We start from the raw sequence: 17,076 nt of genomic DNA on the forward strand, positions 1-17,076 counted from the left end.
CCGCGGGACACGTCGGCGGACAGTCCCGCGCTCGCGACGTATCGTGGCTGAGGGACGGCGAGCGGAGCGTTTCATGACCACAGCGCGGGACCTGTTGATCGTCACCCTGGACGTGGCGCCCATGCGCCCCCTGGAGCGGGGCGATCTGTCGCTCGCGCTCGCGGGAGCCGAGCTGATCGACCTCCTCGACGCCGAAGCGCTCGCGATCGAGGAGGACCGCATCGTGCCGCGCCTGTGCCCGCCGACCGGGGATCGCCTGCTGGACGAGGCCGCGTCCTCGTTCGCCGGCCGGCCGCCGTACGAGCCGGTGGGCGATTGGCTGTGGCGCAGGGGCCGCGGTCTGTCCCCGGCCTATCTGGACGCCCTGGAGGCCGCGGGGCAGATCACCCGGCGACGCCACGGCTGGCTGCCGCTCCGCGCCGGTGAGGCGGTACCGGTGGACTCGGCCGCCCGCCGCCACGCGATGGACCGCTGGGCCTCGGACGAGCCCGTCCTCGCGTCCCTCGCGGCGGCCATCGGGGTCCGCGAGCAGCCCGCGGGGGACGCCGCGGGCGCGGCCGGCGACGCGGCCGTGACCGTGCTCGCCGCCGTGAACGACGCCGTGATGGAGCTGGAAGCCGAACGGCAGCGGCGGGCCATCGAGGAAGCGGCCTTCGACAACGTCTGGCGTGGCGAATGACCGCGTGACCGGTTCGCCTCCGCGTCAGACGGCCGACCAGCCGTTGTCCACGGGCAGGATGACACCGTTGACATTGCTCGCGGCCTCGGAGGCGAGGAAGACGATGGCGGCGGCCTGCTCCTCGGCCGTGGCGATCCTGCCGGCGGTCGCGGCATGGGCCCCGATGACGGCCGGACCGTGCGCTCCCGGCCGGGCGTCGACCCGGATGGCGGTGGCCGTGCCGCCGGGGGCGATCGCGTTGGCCCGGATCCCCTGGTCGCGGTACATCACCGCGAGGGACTTCACCAGGCCCACCACACCGTGCTTGGAAGCGGTGTAGGCGGCACCGGCCGTACTGCCGCGCAGCGATGCCTCCGAGGCGGTGAAGACGATCGCGCCCCGGCCCGCCGCCAGCATGTGCGGCAGCGCGGCCCGGGTGAGCATGAACGGGGCCGTCAGATTGACCCGCAGCACACGGTCCCATTCGGCGTCGTCGGTGTCCGCGACCGCCGAGAAGCGGTCCATGACACCGGCGTTGTTGACCAGGACGTCCAGACCGCCGAACTCCTCCACGGCCGTGGCGACGACCTCGTCCACCACCCGCTGGTCGCCCAGGTCGCCGACGACGGCCCGGGCCGTGCCCCCTTGTGTCCCTATGGCCGCGACGACCTGTTCGGCGCCGTCCCGGTCGAGATCGGCGACCAGCACCCGCGCCCCCTCCCGGGCGAGCGCCAGGGCGGCGGCCCGGCCGATCCCCGATCCCGCCCCGGTGACGATGACGCCATGACCCTCGAGTCCGGTGCTGCTCACGTGTTCCTCTCCGTTTGCGGCGATCCGTGCCGCGCTGACGGTGGTGTTCTTCCGCATGGGTCGGCGGAGGCGGGTGGGCCCGCCTCCGCCGACCCATCACGGGTGCCCGGGTGCGGTCGTCAGTCCTGGATCTCGATGGCCAGGGCCGGACAGACGGCCGCGGCGTGCCGGACGTCCTCGGCCTGCCCGGCCGGGGGCTCGGGGGTGAGCAGCACGACGATGCCGTCCTCGTCGCGCTGGTCGAAGACCTCCATCGCGGCGACCACACACTGGCCGGAAGCGACGCACTTGTCCTGGTCGACGGTCACCTTCATGAGCTTCTCCTTTGTCACCAGGTCACGGGCAGTTCGTAGACGCCGTAGACGGATCCGTCGTGTTTGAACGGGATCCGCTCCAGCTCGGTGGCCGGCCGCAGCGTGGGGATGCGGCGGTAGAGGGTGTTGTAGACGACCTGGAGCTCCATCCGCGCCAGCGGCTGGCCCAGGCACTGGTGCACCCCGAAGCCGAAGGCCACATGGCGGCGGGCGTCGCGGCGCAGGTCCAGCCGGTCGGGCTCGGCGAACACATCGGGGTCCCGGTTGGCGATGTCATTGGCCAGGATCAGCCCTTCGCCGGCGCGGATCACCTCCCCGCCGATCTCGATGTCCGCCATCGCCACCCGGCGCCGCCCGCTGTGGGTGATGTGCAGATAGCGCAGCAGCTCCTCCACCGCCGAGGAGATCCGCTTGGGGTCGTCGGTCTCGCGCAGCAGGGCCAGCTGATCGGGGTGCTCGAAGAGGGCGAGGGTGCCGAGCGCGATCATGTTCGCGGTGGTCTCGTGTCCCGCGATCAGCAGCAGCACACCCATCTGCGCCGCCTCGTCGCGGGCCAGCTCGCCCGCCGTGACCCGCCCGGCCAGACCGGACAGCAGATCGTCGACGGGATGGGCGATCTTCTCGCCCATCAGGTCGTCCAGATAGCCGATCAGATTCCCATGGGCGGTCGAGCGCTGCTCGGGGGTGACGTTCCGATTGATGATGACCTTGCTGTTCTCCTGGAAGAAGTCGTGGTCGGCGTAGGGCACTCCGAGCAGCTGGCAGATCACCAGCGAGGGCACCGGCAGGGCGAACGCCTCCACCAGGTCCACCGGGTTCGGACCGGCCAGCAACTCGTCGATCAGATCGTCCACGATCTTCTGCACACCGGGCCGCATCGCCTCCACCCGCTTGATGGCGAACGGCGCCGTCACCATCCGCCGCAGCCGGGCGTGCTCGGGGTCGTCCTTCAGGATGAAGCTGACCCCGGTGCCACCGGGCGGCATCGGGGCCTGCCGGGGATAGCCGGACCGGTTGATGTCGGCGCTGACCCTCGGGTCGCCCAGCAGTGCCCGCTGATCGGCGTACCCGGTCACCAGCCACGGAGTGCTGCCGTCCCACAGGCGTACCTTCGCCAGCGGGCCCTCCCGCTGCATGTTCCGCAGCCCCGGGGGCGGGTCGAACGGGCAGCCCGCCGCCCTGGCCATCGGAAACTCCGGGGCCCGCGCGGCGCGCTCGTCCACCGGGTTCACTGTGCTGGTCATCGCTTCCTCAATTCGTCTGAGGCGTGTGGTGGAACCCCCGTTGTCCCCCGACGGCCCTCACGGACCGCCGGTGTGCGGAGCCGCGTTCAGCGGGTGACGGGCGCCAGCCACAGCCCGACGATGCCGTCGATCAGGCCGGTGGCGGCGTCGTGCCAGCTGGACCGGGGCGTGGCGGTGTTCTCGGCGAGTGCGCGTTCCCGCTCGGAGCACATGTGCAGGATCAGATTGCGCGCCATGGCGCCGCGCTCGATGTGCACCTCGAGCGGCAGCTCGGGGAGGCACCGGTTGAACCCTTCGAGGGTGTGCCGCAGCGCCGGGGAGGCCAGGGACTCCTCGGCCATGATCTCGTGGAGCGCGGGGTCGGTCATCACCTGGGCGCAGAACCGCGCGTACCAGGTGGGGCTGCCCATGTCCGCCAGATGTTCGAGGACCGGGTGCACCAGACAGGCCACCCAGTCCCGTACGTCGGTGGAGTCGCCGATCTCGTCCAGCAGCCGCTCGCGCAACCGCTCGACCTGCTCGGCGTGTTGCCGGGCGATCGCCCGTACCAGGTCGGCCTTGGTGCCGAAGTGGTAGCCGACCGCCGCGTTGTTGCCCTGTCCGGCGGCCTCGCTCACCTGGCGGTTGGAGACCGCGTACACCCCGCGCTCGGCGAAGAGCCGCTCCGCGGCGGCCAGGATCGCCTCTCGCGTGGCATCGGCCCGTTCGTGCCGTACGGTCCTGGCGGCCACGATCACCACCTCGCCGGCACGAGCGGTCGCTCGCCGTTGCCTCGATCCACGACGCTCTCCCTCGGTTCCGGGGTGGTCATCGACATGATCAGGCAACCCCATGGGCAGTCTTAAGTCAAGCGACTGATTTAAGTCAGGGTGCCATCGGAACCGCGTGCACCACCCGCCACGACCCCACGGCGTGAGGAGCGTCGGTCAGCCGCCGTACGACTCCCCGGCGTCGTGGACCAGCAGGGCGATCTGGACGCGGTTGTTGAGGTCCAGCCGGGTCAGGATGCGCGACACATGGGCCTTCACGGTCGGCAGCGCCAGATGCAGCTCCCGGGCGATCTCCGCGTTGGAGCGGCCGCCCCCGACCGCCCGGGCCACCTCCCGCTCCCGCTCGCCCAGCAGCGCAAGCCGGGCCCGGGCGGCGGTGGCCCGGTCCTCCTGCCCGCCGCCCGCCACCTGCTCGATGAGGCGGCGGGTGACGGCGGGGGAGAGCACCGGATCCCCGGCGGCCACCGTCCGGATGGCCGTGACGATGTCCTGTGGCGGGGTGTCCTTGAGGAGAAACCCGGCCGCTCCGCCGCGCAGCGCGCGCAGCACATGCGCGTCGGTGTGGAAGGTGGTCAGCACCAGCACCTCCGGGGCGCCGGGCCGGGCCCGGAGCTCGGTGGTGGCGGTCAGCCCGTCCACGCCCGGCATCCGGATGTCCATCAGCACCACATCGGGCCGGTGCGCCGCGACCAGGGCCGGCACCTCCGCCCCGTCGGCGGCCTCCGCCACGACCTCGATGTCCGGGGCGCCGCCGAGCATCAGGCGCAGCCCGGCCCGTACGATCGCGTCGTCGTCCACCAGCAGGAGATGGATCACCCGCGCCGTCCTCCCTCACCCCTGGCCTGCGGCGGACACCGGGTCCGCCGCAGGCCAGGGTAGCCAGGCGCGGACCCGGAAACCGTCGGGCCCCGGACCCGCGCTCAGCTCGCCACCGGCCAGCCGGGCCCGTTCGGCCAGCCCGATCAGCCCCTGCCCGCCGTCTTCGCCACCGCCGGCGTCCGCGGCCGCTCCGCGCGGTGGCGCGGTGCGGACCTCCACCGTCAGCCGGTCGGCCGGGCCCCCGGCCACCCGTACGGTGACCGCGGCGCCGGGCGCGTGTTTGCGCGCGTTGGTCAGCGCCTCCTGGACGATGCGGTACGCCGTCCGCCCCACCATGGGCGGCGGGGCCGGTCCCTCGGGCGGCCCGGTCAGCTCGATCCGGCCGCCCGCCGCCCGTGCCTCCGCCACCAGCCGGGCCAGGTCGGCCAGTTCGGGCTGGGGCCGCTCGTCCTCCGCCGGTCCCGCGCGCAGCACCCCGATCACCTCGCGCAGATCGCGCAGCGCCAGACGGGCGCTCTCCCGGATCACCCCGGCGGCCTTTGCGATCTCCTCCCGGGGCGCGCCCGTATGGAACTCCAGCGCCCCCGCGTGCACGCTCAGCAGCGTCAGCCGGTGCCCCAGCACATCATGCATCTCCCGCGCGATCTCCTCCCGCGCCTCCCGGCGGACCCGCTCCGCCCGCAACTCGGCGTCCGCCTCGGCCAGTTCGGCGCGCTCCCGCAGTGAGGCGATCAGCTGCTGCCGGGACCGCCGGAACAACCCCCAGCCGATGGCCCCGGCGATCAGCGCGAAGTACATCAGCGCCGAGCTCTTCCGGTCCCCGGACACCTCCGGCAGCTGCCACAGGAAGACGGGAAGCGGTACGAAGGCCACCGCCGCCACCCATGCCGTGGCGCGCCACGGCCGGGCCGCGGCCACCGTGAACACCGCCACCATCGCCGGACCGGTCAGATAGTGCGACAGCTCGCTGCCCGCCAGCAGCAGCGCCACCGCCAGCGGCACCGGCCACCGCCGCCGCAGCAGAACCGTCGCACACCCCAGCCCGCCGATCACCTGGTCGACGGTCCGCCACAGCGGATCGAGGCCGTCCTCGATCGGCAGGGAATCCGAGCTGGCGGCGGCGAAGCAGGCGGCGAAGAGCATCAGCCCCAGATCGGCTGCCCAGTCCCGGCGGGTGCGGTGGATGCGGCGCATGTCCCGGCAATCTACGCGGACCCGGCGGGCGAGCGGGGACGGGCGCCGCGAGCGGATACTTAAGTACGACTCCCCGGCGGCGGTCGGTGTTCTTTGGTCATCGCCTCGCCGCCGTGTGCCCGATCCGCGGTCCGGGGCGGCCCGCCTAGGTTCGGGCCATGACATCCACCAAGGACACTTCCCCGCTCGCCGCGGTGTCGCATCTGCTCTCCTTCACCCTCGTCGTCGGCGGCGGAAGCGGTCTGCTGCACGAATGGTGGGGCTGGCTCCACTTCATGGGATTCGTCCGCTTCGTCGTCCCCGACGGCTATGAGGTCTACGGCTACGTGGTGATGGTCGTCCTCGGCCTGGCGGTGGGCGCGGCGGGCGGTGCGATCGGCGATCGAAGCCGCGGAGGAGACCGCGGCCGGTGACCGCTCGGGTCACCGGCCGCGCCCGTCTCACTTCCGCGTGGCGATCCGCAGACACGTGATGGAGTTCGCCGGGAAGGTGTGGCTGAAGGTGGTGTCCACACCGTCGAGTGTGGAACTGCTCGGTCTGATGGGCTGATCCGTGGCGGTGTTCACCGCGTCCGGGTCGCCCTGGAGCGTGGTCAGCCGAGCGGTGCGCCGGACCTTGACCCCCTGGCCGAGATCGATGCGGGTGCGGGCGGCCGCGTCCTGGGCGTTGACGACCTTGACGATGAGCTCACCGGTGGCCTTGTCGCGCGTCACCACCTGGCGGAACGGCTCGGCGACCTTGTCATCGGTGAACGCGCCCCACTTCTTCCCGTCCAGGTACAGCGTCACCTGCCGGCCGCGGACCTCGATCCGCACGTCGTACGCCCGGCCCGTCTCGATCGTGGTGCCGTCCTCGGCCATCGTCTGCTTGGCGCCGTCGGTGGCCTTCTCCACGGCGGATCGGGTGTTGCCCCAGCCACCCAGGTTCCACCAGTAGTAGTTGCCGGTGTCCTTGACCCCGAAGGCGATGAGGAAGCCCTCGCCGCCCGCGCGCTTGGTGGCCTTCAGCTTCAGGTCGTAGTTCTGCCAGCCGCGGTCGCCCGCGGTGACCATGGTGTTCTCGGCACCGGTGTCGGACTGCACATACGCGCCGTCCCGCACCTGCCAGGAGCCGGTCCCGGTGGCCTTCGTCCACTTGCCGTCGCCTCCGGAGAAGTCGTCGCTCAGCAGCGTGGCCCCGTCCGCCGAGGTGACCTGGACGTCGTCGTAGGCGGCGCTGGTGGCCCAGGTGGACAGGCCGACGGCGCCGGTGATCGGGCCGGAGGGGAGGGACGGGGTGGCGGACGCCTGGCTCGGCACGAGCTGGTCGCCGACGTTGTTCATGAACAGCTTCTGGGTCTCGTAGCTGGTCGAGCCCCAGGCGGCGGCGTTGTCGTACCAGATCAGATCCGGCCGCCACTGGACGTAGTCCTTGTTGGCCAGCAGCGGGGCGTAGGAGGCCATCTTCACCACATCGGCGTTGCGCTCCAGGCCGGTCATGTACGCGGCCTCGGCGAGGGAGTTGCCGAAGCGGTTGTCCTGCGAGGCGTATTCACCGAGGAACACCTTCGGGCCCTGGCGGTCGTAGGAGTCGTAGCGCTTGTTGTTCTCCAGGAACCACTGGGGGCTGTTGTAGTAGTGCTCGTCGACCATCTTCACCTCGGCCGCGCGGTTCAGCTCCCACGCGCGGTCGAAGGTGACACCGCTGTCGTCGGGCCCGGAGTTGCTGATCACGGTGATCTCCGGGTGCTTGGCCTCGATGGCCGTGCGGAATGCGGTGAAGCGCTCGAAGAAGGCGTCGGGGAGGTTCTCCTCGTTGCCGACCTCCAGACGGTTCAGCCCGAAGGGCTTCGGATGCCCCATCTCCGCGCGCTTCTTGCCCCAGGTGGAGGTCACCGGGCCGTTCGCGAACTCGATCAGATCGAGGGTGTCCTGGATGTGCCGCTTCAGCAGCTCGGGGTCGTCGGTGGCCTTGTTCTGGCCGCAGCCGGTGACCAGGGCGGGCACCACGGGCAGCGGTGTCGCGCCGATGTCCTCGGCGAACTGGAAGTACTCGTAGTAGCCGAGGCCGTAGGACTGGTTGTAGCCCCAGAAGTTGGCGTTGGTGGGCCGCTCCTCGACCGGGCCGACGGTGTCCTTCCACTGGTAGGACCGCTTGCGCTCCCAGCCCGGTGCCTCGTACGCCCGGTGGCTGCCGGTGTTCACCAGACAGCCGCCGGGGAAGCGCAGAAAGCCCGGCTTCAGTGCGGCGATCTTCTCCGCGAGGTCCTTGCGCAGCCCGTTCGGGCGGCCCTTGTAGGTGTCCCGGGGGAAGAGGGAGACCATGTCGAGCCGGAGGGTGCCGCCACCGCCGGCGGTCACCGCGAGCCGTCCGGTGGGGTCCGTGGCGCGCGCGGTGAGCGTTCCGGTGTACTTCGTCCAGCGGTCCCCGCGCACGGTGGCGCGCAGCGCCGTGGCGAGCGGGGCGGCGCCCGAGGCGGTGTGCAGACCGATCGTCAGCGGGGTACCCGAGGGATTCTCGGTGCGGGCCCACACCGAGAAGTCGTACGTCTTTCCGGCCCGGACCGCGATGCCGGTGTTGTATCCGGCGTTGGTGACGCCGTATCCCGCACCGGCGCCACCGCCGTCCCCGCGCAGATCCAGCCGCAGGTAGTTGCGGTTCTTCTCGCCCAGCCGCGCCTCGTCGTTCACCACCCGGGCCGTGCCGGTGGCGCCGCCGGTCGTGGTTTCGGTCCACGAGGTGAGCGGTGTGTACGAGGCGTGGTCGGCGGTGTCGTACTCGAAGGACCGGTTCTGGACCAGCTCGGCGTAGAGCCCGCCGTCCGCGGCGCGGTTGATGTCCTCGTAGAAGATGCCGTACATCGCGTCGTCGATCTCCGGGCCCGCGCGGTCCGGATCGACGGTGATCGAGTAGTCGGTCACGGCCGCGGAGGAGGCCCCGGCGGCCGGGGGACCGGTGAGCGACGCGGCGGCGAGCGAGGTGGTGAGCAGAGCGCTCAGGGTGAGGCCGAGGCCCGGTCTGATGCGTCCCATTGATCGCATGGCGACTCCTGTACCGCAGAATGTTCGAGATATCGGACATTGCTCAGTACTTCGGACGGACGATAGGCAAGGGACCGGCGGGGCGTCAATGGGCGGTGTGTGACGGTCAGTCGGTCGATCGCGGCGGCGCGGTCGTACCGCGGACCTCCAGGGCCGGAGCGGTGAGGGCGACCTCGCCGGGGCGGGTGGGGTCGGCGATCCGGTCGAGCAGGCGGCGTGCGGCGCGACGGCCGATGTCGTGGTTCGCGTTGTCCACGGTGGTGAGCCACAGATGGCGCAGCCGCGCGAGATAGGTGTTGTCGTAGCCGACGAGGGAGAGGTCGTCCGGCACCCGCAGGCCGAGCTCCTCGGCGGCCGACAGGGCGCCGACCCCCGCCATGTCGTTGAACGCGAAGACGGCGGTGGGCCGGTGCGGCGCGCCCAGCAGCCGGACCGTGGCCCGGTAGCCGCCCTCCTCGGTCAGATCGCCCTGCTCCACGGCCGCCGACCCGGACAGGCCGTGCTCGCGCATGACCGCCTCGAAGCCGCGGCGGCGCAGTTCGCCCACCACTCCCTGGCCGGTGATATGGGCGATGCGCCGGTGGCCCAGGCCGATGAGGTGCTCGGTGGCGAGGCGGGCGCCCAGCTCGTCGTCGCCCGCGACGATGTCCACGTGGGGCAGCACGGGCTCGCGGCTGCCCGCGACCACCGTGGGCACCCGCGCGGCCGCCGTGCGCACCGCCGCCGGATCCGGGAGCGTGCCGACCGCGATCAGGCCGTCGACCCGCAGCTCGGTGAAGGTGTGGGTGAGGTCGTCGCCGAGCCGCCGGTTGAGCCGGCCGTCGGCCAGCAGCGTCCGCAGACCGCTCGCGTACAGCTGGGAGTTGAGGCCGTCGAGCAGCTCCACGAACCAGGGGTTGCGCAGGTCGTTGAGGAGCACCCCGACGGTCCGGGTGCGCCGCTCGCTGAGGCTGCGCGCGGCGGCGTTGGGCCGGTAGCCGAGCTCCTCGACGGCGGCCAGGACGGCCTGCCGCTTCTCGGGGCGCACCTGCTCGGAGCCGCGCAGCACCAGGGAGACCAGCGACTTCGACACTCCGGCCCGTTCGGCGACATCGCGGATCGTCGGTGGTCTCATGGTCTGGACCGTTCCACAGGGTGGACGTGGTTGTCAAAGGGGTTGACACCCTGCGGACACGGCTTCCAGTGTGGGCCGGGAGATTTCTGGAACGGTCCAAAGAAGGGCAGTCATGGTGAGTACGCTCGGGGTCGCCGTCGTGGGATTCGGCTGGATGGGACGGGTGCACACCCAGGCGTACGTCCGGCTGCCGCACCACTTCCCGCAGCTGTCCGTACGGCCCGAACTGGTCGCCGTCGCCGACGAGGTGCCCGGACGGGCCGAGGAGGCCGCCGGACGGTACGGCTTCACCACCGCCGTCCGCGACTGGCAGGAGGTCGCCGCCGACCCCCGGATCCAGGCCGTGAGCATCGCCGCGCCGAACTTTCTGCACCGCGAGATCGGCATCGCCATGGCCCGGGCGGGCAAGCACATCTGGATCGAGAAGCCGGTCGGACTCACGGCCGACGACGCCCGCGCGGTCGCCGCCGCCGTGGCCGAGGCCGGGGTCCAGGGCGCGGTCGGCTTCAACTACCGCAACGCGCCCGCCGTCCAGACCGCACGCGCCATGATCGCCGCCGGGGAGATCGGCACCGTCACCCATGCCCGCGTCCGCCTCTTCAGCGACTACGCCGCCCACCCCGAGGGTGCCCTGACCTGGCGGTACGAACGTGCGCGTGGCGGCAGCGGAGTGCTGGGCGACCTCGCCTCACACGGGGTGGACCTGGCCCGTTTCCTGCTCGGCGAGATCGACGCCCTGACCGCCGACACCGCCGTGTTCGTGCCCGAGCGGGCCCGCCCCACCGGCGCCACCGCCGGCCACACCCGGGCCACCGGCGGCGAGCTGGGACCGGTGGAGAACGAGGACTACGTCTCCTGTCTGCTGCGCTTCGCCTCCGGCGCCCGGGGGGTGCTGGAGGCGTGCCGGGTCTCGGTCGGCGAGCAGAACACCTATGGCTTCGAGATCCACGGCACCAAGGGCGCGGTCTTCTGGGACTTCCGGCGCATGGGCGAACTCGGCGTCAGCCACGGCACCGCCTACCAGGACCAGCCGGTCTCCACCGTGTACATCGGCCCCGGGCACGGCGAGTACGCCGCCTTCCAGCCCGGCGCGGCCAACAGCATGGGCTATGACGATCTGAAGGTGATCGAGGCGTACCAGTTCGTGCGCTCCATCGCCGAGGGCACCGCCCACGGCGCCACGTTGGACGACGCCGTGCACAGCGCCACCGTGCTGGACGCCATGGCCCGCTCCGCCGAGCGGGGCACCTGGGTGAGTCCCGGCTGAGCGGCGCGGCTCGGGCACGTCCGGACCGTGGTGGGCACAGAACGTCCGGATCGCGGGTGGCCGCGGTGAGCACTCGGGCCTGAACCGGCGTACTGGAGGGGGCGGGAAACCGCGCACGCACCCTCGACGCCGGAGGTACCTCACCCGTGAGCACCACGACCAAAGCGGCCCCGCCCGGGGCCGGCCGCCGCGCCGCGGGCGAGCCGCGGGGCGGGCGGTTCGATTCGTCGCTCGGCCTGATCATGCTGCTGGTCCTGGTGATCACGGCGCAGGGGCCGATCCGCCGGGCGCTGTCGGCTCCGGTGACGCAGAGCTGGCTGACCGTGTTCGTCGCGGTGGTCCTCCAGGCCCTGCCCTTCCTGGTGCTCGGGGTGGTGCTGTCGGCGCTCATCGCGGTGTTCGTCCCGCCGTCGTTCTTCGCCCGCGCGCTGCCGCGGCGGCCCGCCCTCGCGGTGCCGGTGGCGGGGGTGGCCGGGGCGGTGCTGCCCGGCTGTGAATGCGCCTCGGTGCCGGTGGCCGGGGCGCTGGTGCGCCGGGGTGTCACCCCCGCGGCGGCGCTGGCGTTTCTGCTGTCCGCGCCGGCGATCAACCCGATCGTGCTGACCGCCACCGCCGTCGCGTTCCCCCGCGACCCGGAGATGGTGCTCGCCCGGTTCGTGGCCAGTCTGCTCGTGGCGTGTGCGATGGGCTGGCTGTGGCAGCGGCTGGGGCGGGCCGACTGGCTGCGCCCACCGGCCCGTCCCTCCTTCCACGGCCAGGGCAGGGGCGCCGCGTTCTGGGCGTCCGTACGCCACGATGTGATGCACGCCGGTGGTTTCCTCGTCGTCGGCGCGATGGCCGCGGCCACCCTCAAGGCCGTGGTGCCGGCGAGCTGGCTGCGTGGCGCGGCGGATGACCCGGTCGTGTCGATCCTCGCCCTGGCGGTCCTCGCGGTGCTGCTGTCGATCTGCTCGGAGGCCGACGCCTTCGTGGCCGCGTCCCTGTCTCAGTTCTCGCTCACCGCCCGGCTGGCGTTCCTGGTCGTCGGGCCGATGATCGACCTGAAGCTGTTCGCCATGCAGACGGGTACCTTCGGCCGCGGGTTCGCGCTGCGGTTCGCGCCCGCCACCTTCGTCCTCGCCGTGCTGATGTCGGTCCTGGTCGGGGCGGTGCTGCTGTGAACCGGAAGGCCCAGGCGATCGTGCTGTTCCTCATCGGCGGGGCGGTGCTGCGGGCCGGTTTCACCGGCCTGTACCTGCGCTATGTGAAGGCGGGGCTGCGCCCGTTGCTCCTCGCGGCCGGTGTCGTCCTGATCGCGGCCGCCGTCGCCACCCTCTGGTACGAGCGGCCGCGCACGGCCGACGGCGACCCGCACCCGGAGGAGGGCGACGGCGGCCATGCCCACCGGGAACCACGGGTCTCCTGGCTCCTCGTGCTCCCGCTGTTCGCCCTCATCCTGGTGGCGCCGCCCGCGCTGGGCTCGTACACCGCCATGCACACCGGCACGGCGCTGCAACGCCCCTGGGGCTTCCCCGCGCTCCCCGCCGGTGACCCGCTCCGGCTCAACGTGGCCGACTACGCGGGCCGTGCGGTGTACGACCACGGGCGCTCGCTGGAGCACCGCAGGATCGAGGTCACCGGTTTCGTCGCCCTCGACGGCCACGGCGCCCCCTACCTCGTCCGCATGGCCCTCAACTGCTGTGCCGCCGATGCCCAGCCCGTCAAGATCGGGCTGACCGGGCGGATCCCCCCGGTGCTGCAACCCGACACCTGGCTCCGGGTCATCGGCACCTACACCCGCAAACGGACCAAGGACCCCGTGGGCGGTGGCGCCATCCCGTACCTCGAGGTCAGCGGCTCCCGGCCGGTCCCGGCCCCGCGCGATCCGTACGACGAGAGCTGGAACGGCTGACCGCCCGGTGCCCGGGTACGAACCGGCCGTCGTCCCGCCACCCGGCCGTCGTCCCGCCACCCGGCCGGTAAGATCGTCCGCGCGGCGGCCGCCAATTCGGGCAGTGGGTGGTCGGCGACGGGGGATGTCCGTCACCACGACCCTGGGAGCCGACCATGGCGAACACCACCCCCGACCCGGCGGCCACGGCGCCGCTCGGGCCGCCGCCGTTCGACCCGGAGCTCATCGCGCCACTCGCGGCCATCAACGGGATACTGCGGCCCGGTGGATCCGGGGCGGATCCGGAGGCGGGGGACGGTCAGGGCGTGCCCGGTATGGAGACGCTGACGAACGAGGATCTGGAGCGCGACGGGGCTTTCCTGGTCGAGGAGCGGTCCGTCCCCGGCCCGGCGGACGCGCCGGAGGTCTCGCTGCTGATCTGCCGGTTGGCCGACGCGGCCACTCCCGTACCGGCGCTGTATCACATCCACGGCGGTGGCATGACGGTCGGCCACAACCGCCTGGGCATGCCCGAGTTGCTCGACCTCGCGCAGGAACTGCGGCTCTCCGTGGTGTCCGTCGAATACCGCCTCGCGCCGGGGACCCGGCATCCGGGACCGGTCGAGGACTGTTACGCCGGGCTGCGCTGGACCGCCGAACACGCCGAAGAGCTGGGCATCGACCCGGCGCGCATCGTGGTCGTGGGCGGCAGCGCCGGTGGCGGCCTCGGCGCGGCCGTCGCGCTGCAGGCCCGGGACCGCGGCGGCCCGGCCCTGTTCGGGCAGCTGCTGATGTGTCCCATGCTCGACGACCGCAACGACACGCCGTCCGCCCTGCAGATGACCGGGATCGGGGTGTGGGACCGCGCCGCCAACGAGGCCGGATGGACCGCGCTGCTCGGCGACGCACGCGGGGGCGACGACGTCTCGCCGTACGCCGCACCCGCCCGTGCCACGGATCTGTCCGGACTGCCGCCCGCGTTCATCGACGTCGGCTCGGCGGAGACCTTCCGCGACGAGGACGTGGACTACGCCCGCCGCATCTGGCGAGCCGGGGGAACGGCCGAACTGCACGTCTGGTCCGGTGCCTTCCACGGCTTCAGCGGCATGGCACCGGAGGCCGCCGTCTCGCGGGACGCACGGGAGGCGCGGCGGCGGTGGCTGCGCAGGCTCCTGGCCCACTGACGGCGGCGGTGCGCGGGCCGTACGCACGGCCCGCTCACGTCCGCCGCGGGAGCGAACTGACCGCCCGTCGGCGGTGGTCGTAGCAGAGGGTCAGTGGGACTCGCGGGGCACCTCGTGTCCGCTGGAACCGACCAGGAAGTCCAGGTCCAGCCCCTGGTCCGCCTGGAGCACATGCTCGGTGTAGAGCCTGCTCCAGCCCCGGGCGGCGACCGGTGGCGGGGGCTCCCAGGCGGCCCGCCGGCGCTCCAGCTCCTCCTCGGCCACCTCCAGCGTCAGCGCACGCGCCGGGACGTCCAGGGTGATCCAGTCGCCGTCGCGCACCAGCGCCAGCGGGCCGCCGACGGCGGATTCGGGGGCCACATGGAGCACGACGGTGCCGAAGCCGGTGCCGGACATCCGGCCGTCGCAGATCCGCACCATGTCCTCGACGCCCTGGCGCAGCAACTTGGGCGGCAGCACCACATTGGAGACCTCCGGCATGCCCGGGTAGCCACGGGGGCCGCTGCCCCGGATCACCAGCACGGTGTCCTCGTCCACCGGCAGGTCCTCGTCGGCGTGAACGGCGATGTAGTCCTCCGGTGTGTCGAACACCAGGGCCCGGCCCCGGTGTTGGAGCAGATGGCGCGATGCGGCGGACTGTTTGATCACCGCGCCGTTGGGTGCGAGATTGCCGCGCAGCACCGCGGTGCCGGTGCCCGCCTCCTGGAACGGGTCGTCCAGGGTCCGGATCACCTCGCGGTTCCAGCACTCGGCGTCGCCGACGTTCTCCGCCACCGTGCGCCCGTTCACCGTGGCCGCATCCGTGTGCAGCAGCGCGCCCAGCTCGCGCATCACCACCGGAAGGCCCCCGGCATAGCAGAAGTCCTCCATCAGGAACCGTCCGGAGGGCTGCAGATCGACCAGTGTGGGCACCTCCCGGGCCAGCGCGTCGAAGTCGTCGAGCGTCAGCGGCACCCCCAACCGCCCCGCGATGGCCAGCAGATGGATCACCGCGTTGGTGGAGCCGCCGATGGCCGCGTTGACCCGTATCGCGTTCTCGAACGCCGCCCGGGTCATGATCTGCGACGGCCGCAGATCCTCCTCCACCATGGCCACGATCCGCTGTCCGGCGCGCTGCGCCGTCTCGTACCGCCGCGAGTCCACCGCCGGCCAGCTCGCCGAATAGGGCAGTTGCATACCGAGCGCCTCGGCCATCGACGCCATGGTGGACGCGGTCCCCATGGTCATGCAGTGCCCGTTGGACCGCGCCATGCAGCCCTCGGCGAAGAAGCACTCCTCCTCGGTCATCCGCCCGGCCGCGAGCTCGGCCTCGAACCGCCACACCTGCGTGCCCGAGCCCACATCCCCGCCCCGGTACTTGCCGTTGAGCATCGGGCCACCGGTGACCATGATGGCCGGCAGATCGACGCTGGAGGCGGCCATCAGCAGACCGGGGGTGGTCTTGTCACAGCCGGACAGCAGCACCACACCGTCCAGCGGATTGGCCCGTATCAGCTCCTCGGCCTCCATGGCCAGCAGATTGCGGTACAGCATCGCGGTGGGCCGCATCAACGTCTCGCCCAGTGCCATCGCCGGGAACTCCAGCGGAAAGCCACCGGCCTGCCAGACCCCGCGTTTCACCGACTCCGCCACCCGCTGCAGATGGCTGTTGCAGGGCGCCAGCTCCGACCAGGTCGTGGCGATGCCGATCACCGGACGGCCGTCGAACACCTCCCCTGAATAGCCCTGGTTGCGCATCCAGGACCGGTAGACCATGCCGGACCGGCCCTCCGCGCCGAACCAGGCCGCGCTGCGCCGCCGGCCGTGTGTTCCCGTGTCAGTCACTTCTGCACTCCCTCTGGCGAACGGTGCTGGAGTCTGGGCGAAGAGCCTTCTCAGCGAAGGGTGATGACGTTTCCGGTGATGAGTGCGGCCTCGTCCGAGGCGAGGAAGACGATGGTCTTCGCGACCTCGTCCGGATCGGCGACATGGAAATGGGTGGCGCTCGAGGCGACGAACCGCCGGACCTCGTCCGTGACCCACCCGGTGTCGGTCACGGGCGGCTGCACCACATTGGCCGTGATGCCGAGGGAGGCCAGCTCCGCGGCCGCCGACAGGGTGTAGTCGGTCTGCGCCGCCTTCGCCGCGCCGTAGGACACCTCTCCGGGGAAACCGAGTTCCCCTCCCGAGGTCAGGCCCACGATCCGCCCCCAGTCGGCACCGCGTGCCCGGTGGCGGCGGGCCAGCTCACCGATCAGCAGCGCCGGCGCCATCGCGTCCACCGCGAACTGCCGGGACCAGGTCTGGGCGGTGACGGGCCGCAGCGGCCGGTCGAACCGGTCGGCCGGATCGGGGGTGAAGGTGTCCTGGATCCATCCCGAGGCGTTGTTGACCAGGATGTCGACCGGGCCCAGGCGGTCCTCCGCGAGGTCGAAGAGCCGCCCCGGAACCGCGGGGTCGCCGAGGTCCGCCTCGAACGCCTCGGCCCGCCCGCCGGCCCGGCGGATCCGCGCCGCGACCTCCTCGCCGTCGATGGATCGCGCGGCGTGGTACGGATCCGCGGCGTCCCCCTCGCCGGGGGCGGGCGGACGCAGATAGGTGCAGAGCACCGCGACCCCGCGGGCCGCCAGCGCTCGTGCCGTCGCGGCGCCGATTCCCTGGTTCGCCCCCGTCACCAGGGCGACATGGCTGGTTGACGATGTTTCCCGCACCCCCGCAGTACAGCAAAGACCAGCGTCACGCGGAAGATCGTGTCAGCCGCGGAGCCGGGGCCGTCGTCGTCCGGTTCCGGGCGGATCGGCGGATATGGCGTCCCGTCACCGGGCGGCAGCGC

Annotated in this window: 16 protein-coding genes; 6 read left to right on the plus strand and 10 right to left on the minus strand. The window is 72.2% G+C overall.

What is annotated here, in order from left to right; all coding sequences use genetic code 11:
* Positions 1–73: 73 nt before the first annotated feature.
* Entirely contained in the window at positions 74–679 is a 606-nt protein-coding gene (locus J8403_RS40015) for a GOLPH3/VPS74 family protein (protein WP_211127452.1), read from the plus strand.
* Positions 680–703: 24 nt separating this feature from the next.
* Here the strand turns inward: J8403_RS40015 and J8403_RS40020 are convergent, their stop codons facing one another.
* From J8403_RS40020 to J8403_RS40045, 6 genes are all read right to left on the minus strand, one after another.
* Positions 704–1,468, minus strand: a complete 765-nt coding sequence (locus J8403_RS40020) for an SDR family NAD(P)-dependent oxidoreductase (RefSeq protein ID WP_211127453.1) — start codon at positions 1,466–1,468, stop codon at positions 704–706.
* Positions 1,469–1,587: 119 nt separating this feature from the next.
* On the minus strand, positions 1,588–1,782 hold the full coding sequence (locus tag J8403_RS40025) for a ferredoxin (protein WP_093469428.1): 195 nt from the start codon (positions 1,780–1,782) through the stop codon (positions 1,588–1,590).
* Positions 1,783–1,796: 14 nt separating this feature from the next.
* On the minus strand, positions 1,797–3,026 hold the full coding sequence (locus tag J8403_RS40030) for a cytochrome P450 (protein ID WP_211127454.1): 1,230 nt from the start codon (positions 3,024–3,026) through the stop codon (positions 1,797–1,799).
* Between the two features lie 86 nt (positions 3,027–3,112).
* Positions 3,113–3,757, minus strand: a complete 645-nt coding sequence (locus tag J8403_RS40035; protein WP_211127455.1) for a TetR/AcrR family transcriptional regulator — start codon at positions 3,755–3,757, stop codon at positions 3,113–3,115.
* Between the two features lie 195 nt (positions 3,758–3,952).
* Positions 3,953–4,612, minus strand: a complete 660-nt coding sequence (locus tag J8403_RS40040) for a response regulator transcription factor (RefSeq protein WP_211127456.1) — start codon at positions 4,610–4,612, stop codon at positions 3,953–3,955.
* A gap of 15 nt (positions 4,613–4,627) precedes the next feature.
* On the minus strand, positions 4,628–5,809 hold the full coding sequence (locus J8403_RS40045) for a sensor histidine kinase (RefSeq protein ID WP_211127457.1): 1,182 nt from the start codon (positions 5,807–5,809) through the stop codon (positions 4,628–4,630).
* Between the two features lie 158 nt (positions 5,810–5,967).
* Here J8403_RS40045 and J8403_RS40050 point away from each other — a divergent pair, with 158 nt between their 5' ends.
* Positions 5,968–6,222 (plus strand): hypothetical protein, encoded by a 255-nt coding sequence (locus tag J8403_RS40050; protein WP_211127458.1) that lies wholly within the window; start codon positions 5,968–5,970, stop codon positions 6,220–6,222.
* Positions 6,223–6,249: 27 nt separating this feature from the next.
* On the opposite strand, the gene J8403_RS40055 is transcribed toward J8403_RS40050, so the two are convergent.
* Together J8403_RS40055 and J8403_RS40060 are read right to left on the minus strand one after the other, a co-directional pair.
* On the minus strand, positions 6,250–8,829 hold the full coding sequence (locus tag J8403_RS40055) for an alpha-L-arabinofuranosidase C-terminal domain-containing protein (protein ID WP_425519866.1): 2,580 nt from the start codon (positions 8,827–8,829) through the stop codon (positions 6,250–6,252).
* Positions 8,830–8,935: 106 nt separating this feature from the next.
* The gene (locus J8403_RS40060; RefSeq protein ID WP_211127460.1) at positions 8,936–9,943 is read right to left on the minus strand and encodes a LacI family DNA-binding transcriptional regulator; all 1,008 of its coding nucleotides are present in this window, start codon (positions 9,941–9,943) and stop codon (positions 8,936–8,938) included.
* A gap of 112 nt (positions 9,944–10,055) precedes the next feature.
* Here J8403_RS40060 and J8403_RS40065 point away from each other — a divergent pair, with 112 nt between their 5' ends.
* From J8403_RS40065 to J8403_RS40080, 4 genes are all read left to right on the plus strand, one after another.
* Positions 10,056–11,210 (plus strand): Gfo/Idh/MocA family protein, encoded by a 1,155-nt coding sequence (locus J8403_RS40065; protein WP_211127461.1) that lies wholly within the window; start codon positions 10,056–10,058, stop codon positions 11,208–11,210.
* Positions 11,211–11,356: 146 nt separating this feature from the next.
* Entirely contained in the window at positions 11,357–12,370 is a 1,014-nt protein-coding gene (locus J8403_RS40070) for a permease (RefSeq protein ID WP_211127462.1), read from the plus strand.
* A complete protein-coding gene (locus J8403_RS40075; RefSeq protein WP_211127463.1) occupies positions 12,367–13,101 on the plus strand; it encodes a TIGR03943 family putative permease subunit in 735 nt (244 codons plus the stop codon). Before J8403_RS40070 ends, J8403_RS40075 begins: the two co-directional genes overlap by 4 nt.
* 155 nt (positions 13,102–13,256) lie before the next feature.
* Positions 13,257–14,264, plus strand: a complete 1,008-nt coding sequence (locus tag J8403_RS40080; protein ID WP_211127464.1) for an alpha/beta hydrolase fold domain-containing protein — start codon at positions 13,257–13,259, stop codon at positions 14,262–14,264.
* Between the two features lie 90 nt (positions 14,265–14,354).
* On the opposite strand, the gene J8403_RS40085 is transcribed toward J8403_RS40080, so the two are convergent.
* Entirely contained in the window at positions 14,355–16,088 is a 1,734-nt protein-coding gene (locus tag J8403_RS40085) for an IlvD/Edd family dehydratase (RefSeq protein ID WP_211127465.1), read from the minus strand.
* Positions 16,089–16,138: 50 nt separating this feature from the next.
* A complete protein-coding gene (locus tag J8403_RS40090; protein ID WP_246586217.1) occupies positions 16,139–16,954 on the minus strand; it encodes an SDR family oxidoreductase in 816 nt (271 codons plus the stop codon).
* Between the last annotated feature and the right edge of the window lie 122 nt (positions 16,955–17,076).

It is taken from the genome of Streptomyces yatensis, from assembly GCF_018069625.1.
GTDB lineage: Bacteria > Actinomycetota > Actinomycetes > Streptomycetales > Streptomycetaceae > Streptomyces > Streptomyces yatensis.

Excerpts from the sequence above, each read along its gene's own strand:
- J8403_RS40045 (WP_211127457.1), bottom strand. The coding sequence starts at position 5,809 with ATGCGCCGCATCCACCGCACCCGCCGGGACTGGGCAGCCGATCTGGGG.
- J8403_RS40055 (WP_425519866.1), bottom strand. The coding sequence starts at position 8,829 with ATGCGATCAATGGGACGCATCAGACCGGGCCTCGGCCTCACCCTGAGC.
- J8403_RS40065 (WP_211127461.1), top strand. The coding sequence starts at position 10,056 with ATGGTGAGTACGCTCGGGGTCGCCGTCGTGGGATTCGGCTGGATGGGA.
- J8403_RS40080 (WP_211127464.1), top strand. The coding sequence starts at position 13,257 with ATGGCGAACACCACCCCCGACCCGGCGGCCACGGCGCCGCTCGGGCCG.
- J8403_RS40060 (WP_211127460.1), bottom strand. The coding sequence starts at position 9,943 with ATGAGACCACCGACGATCCGCGATGTCGCCGAACGGGCCGGAGTGTCG.
- J8403_RS40015 (WP_211127452.1), top strand. The coding sequence starts at position 74 with ATGACCACAGCGCGGGACCTGTTGATCGTCACCCTGGACGTGGCGCCC.
- J8403_RS40030 (WP_211127454.1), bottom strand. The coding sequence starts at position 3,026 with ATGACCAGCACAGTGAACCCGGTGGACGAGCGCGCCGCGCGGGCCCCG.
- J8403_RS40050 (WP_211127458.1), top strand. The coding sequence starts at position 5,968 with ATGACATCCACCAAGGACACTTCCCCGCTCGCCGCGGTGTCGCATCTG.
- J8403_RS40025 (WP_093469428.1), bottom strand. The coding sequence starts at position 1,782 with ATGAAGGTGACCGTCGACCAGGACAAGTGCGTCGCTTCCGGCCAGTGT.